The organism is Kitasatospora sp. NPDC051164 (genome assembly GCF_044455625.1).
Classification (GTDB): Bacteria; Actinomycetota; Actinomycetes; order Streptomycetales; family Streptomycetaceae; genus Kitasatospora.
On the sequence record NZ_JBITFB010000007.1, the window covers coordinates 42,048 to 50,849 of the forward strand.

The 8,802-nt window shown below is 74.3% G+C and carries 7 protein-coding genes; 4 read left to right on the forward strand and 3 right to left on the reverse strand.

Going from position 1 to position 8,802, the window contains the following annotated elements:
• Positions 1 to 11 precede the first annotated feature (11 nt).
• The gene (locus ACIBEC_RS12245) at positions 12 to 3,263 is read right to left on the reverse strand and encodes an SNF2-related protein (RefSeq protein WP_360495935.1); all 3,252 of its coding nucleotides are present in this window, start codon (positions 3,261 to 3,263) and stop codon (positions 12 to 14) included.
• Positions 3,264 to 3,446: 183 nt separating this feature from the next.
• On the opposite strand from ACIBEC_RS12245, the gene ACIBEC_RS12250 reads away from it, so the two are divergent.
• Positions 3,447 to 4,061: a YceI family protein gene (locus ACIBEC_RS12250; RefSeq protein ID WP_360495938.1), complete on the forward strand. Its 615-nt coding sequence runs from the start codon at positions 3,447 to 3,449 to the stop codon at positions 4,059 to 4,061.
• A 94-nt stretch (positions 4,062 to 4,155) separates the two neighbouring features.
• On the opposite strand, the gene ACIBEC_RS12255 is transcribed toward ACIBEC_RS12250, so the two are convergent.
• A complete protein-coding gene (locus ACIBEC_RS12255) occupies positions 4,156 to 5,139 on the reverse strand; it encodes a LysR family transcriptional regulator (protein ID WP_360495941.1) in 984 nt (327 codons plus the stop codon).
• 114 nt (positions 5,140 to 5,253) lie between these two features.
• Between ACIBEC_RS12255 and ACIBEC_RS12260 the strand changes: the two genes are divergently transcribed.
• Both ACIBEC_RS12260 and ACIBEC_RS12265 read left to right on the forward strand, forming a co-directional pair.
• Entirely contained in the window at positions 5,254 to 6,600 is a 1,347-nt protein-coding gene (locus ACIBEC_RS12260; protein ID WP_360495944.1) for an MFS transporter, read from the forward strand.
• Between the two features lie 9 nt (positions 6,601 to 6,609).
• On the forward strand, positions 6,610 to 7,089 hold the full coding sequence (locus ACIBEC_RS12265; RefSeq protein ID WP_360495947.1) for a macro domain-containing protein: 480 nt from the start codon (positions 6,610 to 6,612) through the stop codon (positions 7,087 to 7,089).
• 54 nt (positions 7,090 to 7,143) lie between these two features.
• Here ACIBEC_RS12265 and ACIBEC_RS12270 read toward each other — a convergent pair whose 3' ends face one another.
• On the reverse strand, positions 7,144 to 7,683 hold the full coding sequence (locus tag ACIBEC_RS12270; RefSeq protein ID WP_360495950.1) for a GNAT family N-acetyltransferase: 540 nt from the start codon (positions 7,681 to 7,683) through the stop codon (positions 7,144 to 7,146).
• Between the two features lie 182 nt (positions 7,684 to 7,865).
• Here ACIBEC_RS12270 and ACIBEC_RS12275 point away from each other — a divergent pair, with 182 nt between their 5' ends.
• Complete coding sequence (locus ACIBEC_RS12275) at positions 7,866 to 8,666, forward strand: TetR family transcriptional regulator (protein ID WP_360495953.1); 801 nt, start codon at positions 7,866 to 7,868, stop codon at positions 8,664 to 8,666.
• The last annotated feature ends 136 nt before the right edge of the window (positions 8,667 to 8,802 follow it).

Genomic DNA, 8,802 nt, shown 5'->3' on the forward strand with positions numbered 1-8,802 from the left:
GTCCTCCTCGCTCATGCGTCCTCCTCGGCCACAGCGTCCTCCCGGGTGAGGGCGACCAGTTCGCGCAGTGCGTCGACCGGCAGGTCGGTGAGCCACTGTTCCCCCTCCCCCACCACCGTCTCGGCCAACGACCGTTTGGCGGCGAGGAGTTCGTCGATCCGCTCCTCGACGGTGCCGACGCAGACCAGGCGGCGGACCTGGACGTCCCGGCGCTGGCCGATCCGGAAGGCGCGGTCGGTGGCCTGCTCCTCGACCGCCGGGTTCCACCAACGGTCCAGGTGGATCACCTGGTTGGCGGCGGTCAGGTTGAGGCCGGTGCCTCCGGCCCGCAGCGAGAGCAGGAACACCCGTGGCCCGTCCGGGGACTGGAAGCGCTCGACCAGTTCCTCGCGGCGCGCCCGGGACAGGCCGCCGTGCAGGTAGAGCACCTCCTCGCCGAGCCGCCGCTCCAGGTACGGGCGGAGCATCGTGCCGAACTCGGCGTACTGGGTGAAGACCAGCGTCCGGTCGCCCTCCGCCAGCGCCTCCTCCAGCAACTCGGCCAGCCGGGCGACCTTGCCCGAGCGTTCGCCCAACGCCGAGCCGTCGTGCAGCAGTTGGGCCGGGTGGTTGCAGGCCTGCTTGAGCTTGCCGATCGCGGCCAGCACCGTGCCGCGCCGCTCCACGCCCCGGATCCCCTCGACCCGGCGCAGCAGGTCGGCGACCACGGCCTGGTAGAGGCCCGCCTGCTCGGCGGTCAGGTTGCACCAGACGGTCATCTCCTGCTTCGCGGGCAGGTCGGCCGCCACCGCCGGGTCGGACTTGAGCCGGCGCAGCACGAACGGGGCGGTGCGGCGCCGGAGTTCGGCGGTGCGTTCGGGGCTGCGGTGCAGTTCGACCGGGATCGCGTAGCGCTCCTTGAAGCGCTCGGCCGAGCCGAGCAGGCCGGGGTTGGCGAAGTCCAGGACGGCGTGCAGTTCGGAGAGCCGGTTCTCCACCGGGGTGCCGGTGAGTGCGACCCGGTGCCGGGTGACGGGCAGCGCGCGGATCGCCCGGGACTGCGCGGTGCCGGTGTTCTTGATGTGCTGGGCCTCGTCGGCGACCACCCGGCGCCAGCGGATCGCCCGCAGGGCGGCGAGGTCGCGCTGGACCAGCCCGTAGGTGGTGATGACGAGGTCCGTTTCCCGTACGGCTTCGGCGAGTTGCTCCTCGCCCAGGCGGCCGGAGCCGTGGTGGACGTACCGTCGCAGGGCGGGGGCGAAGCGTTCGGCCTCGCGCTGCCAGTTGCCGACCAGGGACATCGGGCAGACCACCAGGGTCGGGCCGGTGGCTCCGAGAGCTCTTTCGGTGGCCAGCAGGGCGAGGGTCTGGACGGTCTTGCCGAGGCCCATGTCGTCGGCCACCACGGCGCCGAGGCCGAGCCCGGACATCGTCCGCAGCCAGGCCAGTCCGCGTTCCTGGTACGGGCGCAGCACGGCCCGGAAGTCCGGCGGCAGCTCCGGGGCGGGAGCGGCGTCGGTGCGCCCGGCGAGCAGGTCGCCGAGCGGGCCGTCCGCGTGGACGGACGTCACCGGCAGTCCGGCGACCGAGGCCTGCGGGTCGAGGGCGAGCCGCAGCAGGTCCGCGGCGGTCAGCACGCCGTCGCGCCGGTCGGCGAGGAAGGCGAGCGCGGCGGCGATCTGCGCCGGGTCGGCCTCCAGCCAGGTGCCGCGCACCCGCACCAGGCCCTGCTTGGCGGCGGCCAGTTCGGCCAGCTCCTGTTCGGTGAGCGGGGCGCCGTCCGGGCCGAGCGCGGCCTGCCAGCGGAAGGCGACCACGGCGTCCCGGTCCACCTGGCTCGCGACCGCGAGCGAGCCGGGCGCGGGCGGCGTGGTGGCGCGCAGGGCGAGCCCGAGGCGGGGGCGGCGGCGCCACCAGGCGGGCAGCAGCACACCGAAGCCGCCCTCGGCGAGCGCGGGCGCGGCGGTGCGCAGGAAGTCCAGCGCGCCCGCCCGGTCCAGCGGCAGGGCGGACGGGCGGGGGCGGTGGCGCAGCCCGTCCAGGACGGGCCAGCGGTGGGCGGCGCGGGCGAGTTCGGCGACCAGGACGTCGACCGGGTCGGCGGCCTGGTCGGCGGCCTTGCGGGCGAGGGCGGCGTGCGCGGCGCCGCCCTCGTGCAGGTCGGCGGCGCGGATCAGCAGGGACGGCTCGTCCACGGCCTGGAGCAGGAACTCCAGTTGCCAGGCGTCGTCGGAGGGGCGGCCATCGGGGTCGTCGGGGTCGGGGCCGAGCGGCTCGACCAGGCGGAAGCAGAGCCGCAGCGCGGGGTCGGTGGGCTCGGCGACGGCGTACCAGGCGGCGACCCGGCGGCGCAGCTCGGCGAAGTCCTCGGGCGGGACGTCGCCGAGGAGGCCGTCGGGGGTGGTGAGGGCGTGCAGCCAGCGCTCGGCGACGGCCCCCCCGGGTGCGAACGCGGGTGCGACCCCGAGGGCGGACATGGGTGCGACCCCGGGTGCGGAAGCGGATACGGCCCCGGGTGCGGCCCCGGCCTTGACCGGAAAGGCGGGCGGGGCGGTGGCCAGGGCGGCGCGGGCCTCGGCGTCCACCAGCGCGCCCAGCACGGCGCCCAGCAGCGCCTCCCCGGTACCGGCGCCGTGCGGCCACTCCCCCAGCAGGACGGGCGGGCAGCCGGCGGCCAGTGCGGCGGCCTCGCGGCGCCCGGCCGGGGTGGGGTCCGGTCGCCAGCGGGCCTGCGGGCGGCCGTCGGCGAGGACGGGCTGTGGCAGCACCCGGCCCCGGCCGACTGTCCGCCAGGCGAGGTCGTGCACCCCGGTGAGCCAGCGCAGCGAGGGGCCGTGGACGACCTCGACGCGCCCGGCGCCGGGCAGGTCGGCGTCGGTGACGGCCCAGTGCGGGTCGAAGACCTCGCCGAGCAGCTGGGCGGCGGCCCCGGCGTCGAAGAGCAGCGCCGGTACCCGCCAGGGGGTGAGCACGGCGCCGCCGCGCGGCGGGGTGACCGGCAGGTCGGGCGAGGGCGCGGGGACGGCGCCGATGGTGGGCAGCAGCAGGGTGGCCCAGCGTTCGGGGGCCTGCCCGGCGAGCCAGCCTAGGCCCGGGCCGATGCCGCCGAGCACGATGGCCAGCTCACCGGCCGGGCAGGCGTAGGGGTGGGCGCGGGGGGCGGCCCGGTCGGGCGGGGCGGGCCGGTCCGTCGGCGGTTCGGCGGTGCCGGGGTGGGCGCGGGCGTCCTCGGCCCAGAGCGCCAGCTGCCCGTCCGTCCGCCAGAGCGCGTGCAGGACGAACATCGGGGGCCTTCCGGGCGGGTGGGAACCGGTCCTTCGCAGCCTAGTCGGGAGGGCTGACAGGCGGGTCCGCTGAGCCGTTCGGGGGATCCTCGAAGCTTGTGGTTGAAATTTGAACGAAAGAGTCCTACGCTAGAGCCAACAAGTTGAAGCCTAAACAAATGGCTTCGGACCCGAGGAGGAGCCATGGGCCTTTTCAACCGCACCAAGACCACCGACGTCCCCGCCACCACCGCCGTCCAGACGCCGGCCGGCCCCGACCTCGCCCACCTCACCGGCGACTGGGCGATCGACACCACGCACAGCGAGATCGGCTTCTCGGTGCGCCACGCCATGGTGACCAACATCAAGGGCCGCTTCACCGAGTACGACGGCAAGCTGCACCTGGACGGCAGCGCCCCGGGCAACTCCTCGGCCGAGCTGGTGATCAAGGTCGCGAGCGTCGACACCAACCAGGCCCAGCGCGACGAGCACCTGCGCACCGGTGACTTCTTCGCCACGGAGACCCACCCGGAGATCCGCTTCCGCAGCACCTCCGCCGAGCCGCTCGGCGACGACGCCTACCGGATGACCGGCGAGCTCACCATCAAGGGCACCACCCGCCCGGTCGTCCTGGACCTCGAGTACACCGGCAGCGCCACCGACGCGTACGGCGCCCAGCGGGTCGGCTTCGAGGGCAAGGCCGTCGTCGACCGCACCGACTTCGGGCTGACCTACAACGCGGCGCTGGAGACCGGCGGCGTGCTGATCGGCGAGAAGGTCAAGCTCAGCTTCGACATCTCCGCCGTCAAGGCCTCCTGACCCGGACACCCCGCGAGGCGGGCCCGAACCCGCCCCCCGTACGCCGCCCCTGCCCATCCCCCCTGGGCAGGGGCGGTTTCGTCGCCACGCTCCGTTACCCGGCGACCGGGAGCAGCGCCGCGTCCGCCTCCGGCAGCCAGCTGCCCGGCGGGCGGCGCAGCCAGCCCTCGGCCGCGCCCAGTCCGGCCGCCGCGTCGGCCAGCGCGCGCAGCCCCGGATGGCGCTCGCCGGGCCGGTGCACCAGGCTGACCAGGCTCAGCGGCACCGGATCCACCAGCGGCACGTTCACCGTGCCGGGGATCCTCGGCCCGCCGACCGTGGTCAGCATCGGATCGCCGTGCCGGGCGAGGTAGCGGGCAGTCTCGTCCACGCCCACCGGGGGGACGTACGGGTCGGCCGCCGTCAGACCGTGCTCGCGCAGCAGCCGGGCGCCGAGATCGGCCCACTCGGTGGTGGCCGGGTTGCCCGCGCAGATGTCGACGGGGTGACCGGCCAGCTCGGCCGGGCGTAGTGCCGGGCGGCCGGCCAGCGGGTGGGTGTCCGCCATCATCACCGAGATCTGCTCCAACCGCACCGGCAACTGGACGAGTTGGGCGCGCACCGGGGCGGGCAGCCCGGCGAAGCGGCCGAACGAGGCGTCCAGCCGGTGGGCCAGCAGTTCGGCGGCGGCCGCGGCGAGGCCGCCGTGGAAGCGGGCCAGCAGCTCACCCTCGGGCCAGGCGGCGCGGGCCCGTCCGAGCACCCGGTCGGCGGTTAGGTCCGGGCCGGTGACGTCGCTGTTGAGGTCGAGCAGCAGCGGCCGGGCGGCGGCTCCGGTCCCGGCCTCGGTGAGGATCTCGTCGTGCAGGGCGAGGAGTCGGCGGACCCGGGGCAGCAGCCGCTGTCCGGCCGGAGTGAGGTCGACGCTGCGGGTGGTGCGGGTGAACAGCGTGGTGCCGAGCAGCCCCTCCAGGGTCCGGATGTCCCGGCTGAGTGCCTGCTGGGCGATGTGCAGCCGCTCGGCGGCCCGGCCGAAGTGCAGGGTCTCGGCGGTCGCGACGAAGCCGCGGAGCAGGCGGGGGTGCAGGTCACGGGGCATGGGCGGCAGATTAACAACAGCGCGTTGTCAGTGCGGCGGAACAGGTGTTGGACGGCGGCCCGCCACCACGGCGAGGCTGTCGGACATCCTCCTTCTTCCTTCCCAGGAGCCCGCTTGCCCTCGCGCGCCCTCATCGCTTCCCACTCCTACTCCTACCGGCGGCTGTTCGCGGCCCCCGGCGCCCTCGCCTTCACCCTGGCCGGGCTGCTCGGCCGGCTCGCGCTGTCGATGACCGGCGTCTCGCTGGTGGTGCTGCTCTCCGAGCGGCGCGGCTCGTACGGGCTGGCCGGGACGGTCTCGGCGGCCGGGCTGGTCACCGGCGCGATCGGGATGCCACTGATCGGCCGCCTGGTGGACCGGTACGGGCAGACGCGGGTGACGGTACCGGCCGCGCTGTACAACGCCGTCCCGCTCACCGCCCTGCTGCTCTGCGTCCGGTTCGACGCACCGGACTGGACGCTGTACCTGAGCAACGCGGCCTGCGCCGCCGCGCCCAACCTCGGCGGCATGGCCCGCTCCCGCTGGGCGCACCTGTACCGGGACGACCCGGCCGCGCGACACCTGGCCAACTCCTTCGAGCAGGCGCTGGACGAACTCTGCTTCATGGCCGGGCCGGTGCTCGCGATGCTGCTCTGCACCACGCTCGCCCCGGAGGCCGGGCTGCTCACCGCCGGCACGCTCGGCACCACCGGCGCCCTGCTGTTCGCCGCCCAGCGGCGCACCGAACCGCCGCTTCCCGCTCCCTCGACGAAGGCGCGGACGTCGGCCGGGCAGCGGCACGGTTCCCCGCTGGGGGTGCCCGGGCTGCGGGTGCTGGTGCTGACCTTCCTGGCGACCGGCATGGTCTTCGGCGCGACCGAGATCACCACCGTGGCGTACGCCGACGCGCACGGGCACAAGGCGGCGGCCGGCGTGCTGCTGGCCCTTTTCGCGGCCGGATCCTGCGTGGCGGGGCTGCTGTTCGGACTGCTGACACCACGTCGGGCGCCGGGCACGCGCTTCCTGATCGGGGCGTCGGCGATGGCCGGGGTGCTGCTGCTGCCGCTCGCCGCCGGGCTGGGCGGAGCCGGCCTCGGGGTGCTCGGGCTGGGGCTGTTCGCCGCCGGCACGGCCACCGCGCCGACCATGGTGACCGGGATGACGCTGGTCCAGGAACTGCTGCCGCAGCGCCAGTTCAACGAGGGCATGGCGATGGCGGTGTCCGGCATCGTGGTCGGCATCTCGGCCGGTGCGGCGCTCGCCGGGACGCTCGCCGAACAGGCCACCCCCGGCACCGGCTACGCGCTTCCGGCCACGGCCGCCGCGCTCGCGCTGCTGATCGCGCTGGCCGGACGGCGGCACCTGACGGTGCGCAAGGCCACGGCAGCCGGGCGGGCACAGCAGGAACAGCAGGCGCTGGGGGCACAGCAGGCACAGCGGGCGCCGGAAAATTCCGAGCGCATTGTCAGTGCCTCGGTCTAACTTCGAGGCATGGCGGAAATCACCTACGTCCGAGGCGATGCCACCACGCCGCTCGGCAAGGGCGTGAAGGTGATCGCGCACATCTGCAACGACCTCGGCGGCTGGGGCAAGGGCTTCGTGCTCGCGCTCTCCAGACGCTGGCCCGAGCCCGAGTCCGCGTACAGACGCTGGCACCGGGAGCGGGCGAAGAACGACTTCGGCCTCGGCGCCCTGCAGTTGGTGCAGGTGGAGCCGTACGTCTGGGTGGCCAACCTGGTCGGCCAGCGCGGCATCCGGACCGGGCGCTCCACCGGGGTGCCGGTGCGGTACGAGGCCATCGACACCGGCCTGGCCGCTCTGGGCGACCGCGCGCTCGAACTCGGCGCCTCCGTCCACATGCCGCGGCTCGGCTGCGGACTGGCGGGCGGGCGCTGGGCGAAGGTCGAGCCGCTGGTCACCGCCCGGCTGACGGCGCGTGGTGTGCCGGTGACCGTCTACGACGTCGACTGACCGACCCCGGCTCCGGCTCGGGCCACGTCCGGTTCGGAGCCACTCCCGACCGGTCTAGGACTCCGACCGGCCCGGCCAGGCGTACACGTACTCGGGCAGCAGGAACCCGCCCGGGAAGACGCCCTCCTGTGCCCGGACCCGCACGGCGCCCTCGCGCTCGTAGAAGGCGACCGCGCGGGTGTTGTCGCGCAGCACCTCCAGGAAGAGCTCGGCCCCGGGGTGCCGCTCGGCGACGAAGACATGCGCTGCGGCCAGCAGCGCGTGGCCGATGCCGCCGCTGGTCAGGCCGGGGCGCACGTGCAGGTTGTCGATCAGCACCCGGCCGTCCGGCTGCGGGACGAGGTAGACGAAGCCGGCCGTCTCCCCGTCCCGTTCGGCGACCAGCAGCTCGGGCGTGTTCTCCGGCTCGCCGTAGTCCGCGTCCAAGCGCAGCTGCCACAGTTCGCGCCGCTGGGCGATCATCCCGTCGCCGAGCGCCTCCTCCGGGACGATGCCCCGGTAGGTGGTGCGCCAACTGCGGGCGTGCAGCTCGGCGATGGACTCGGCGTCCTGCGCGCCACCCCGCCGGATAACGGTCTGCCCTGAACTGATCATGTGACCAGCCTCCCACAGAGATGAGTTGAACATGTTCAACCGAAGCGTCTACAGTTCTGCCAAGCTTTTGAACGTGTTCGAATCACGGGGGGTGGTGCGCGTGGCACCGGGTGCGGAGGGGGCATCCGGTGCCACGAACACCGACACCGGCTGGAGCCTCGTCTCCGGCTAGGCTCGTGCCCGTGGACGACCTGGCAGCGACGAACCGAACGGACGGCGAGAACGGTGCGACCGAGGCTTCGGCCGCACCCGGCGCGGAGGGCGGGCCCATGCCCGGCGGCCGGGCGCAGCCGAAGACCGACAAGAGTGAGGCGACCCGGGCGCTGATCCTGGAGACGGCCATGCGGCTGTTCCAGGAACGGGGCTACGAGAAGACCACCATGCGCGCGATCGCCACCGAGGCGGGCGTCTCGGTGGGCAACGCCTACTACTACTTCTCGGCGAAGGAATTCCTGATCCAGGGGTTCTACGACCGGATGACCTACGACCACGCGGCCGACGCCAAACGCCGCATGGCCCACACCCGGGACTTCTCCGAGCGGCTGCAGATCGCGCTGGACTCCTGGCTCGACACGGCCGCGCCGTACCACGAGTTCTCCGCGCAGTTCTTCCGCACCGCCGCCGACCCGACCAGCTCGTTGAGCCCGTTCTCCAACGAGTCCCACCCGGCGCGGGCGACGGCCGTCGAACTGTTCCGCGAGGTCCTGCAGGGCTCGGAACTGGCGCCCAAGCTGGACGCCGAACTGGTCGAGCTACTTCCCGACGTGCTGTGGCTGCACCTGATGATCGTGGTGCTCTACTGGGTCTTCGACCGCACCCCGGACACCGAGCGGACCAGGGAGTTCGTGCGGCGCTCGACGCCGCTGGCGGCCCGGGTGATCAACCTGTCGCGCTACCGGGTCTTCCGGCCGATCGTCCGCGACGCCAAGGGTCTGATCCAGGACTTCATCCTGCCGACCATCGGCAAGACGGCGGTCAAGTAGCGCCCGAGGGAAGCGACTCGGACGCGGGGGGGGGCCGGCCCCCCCGGGGGGCCCCCCCCCCCCCCGGCGGGCGGGGCCCCCCCCCCCCCCGCCGGGCGGCGGGGGGGGGGGCCTGTGCCGGGGGACCCCCCGCCCC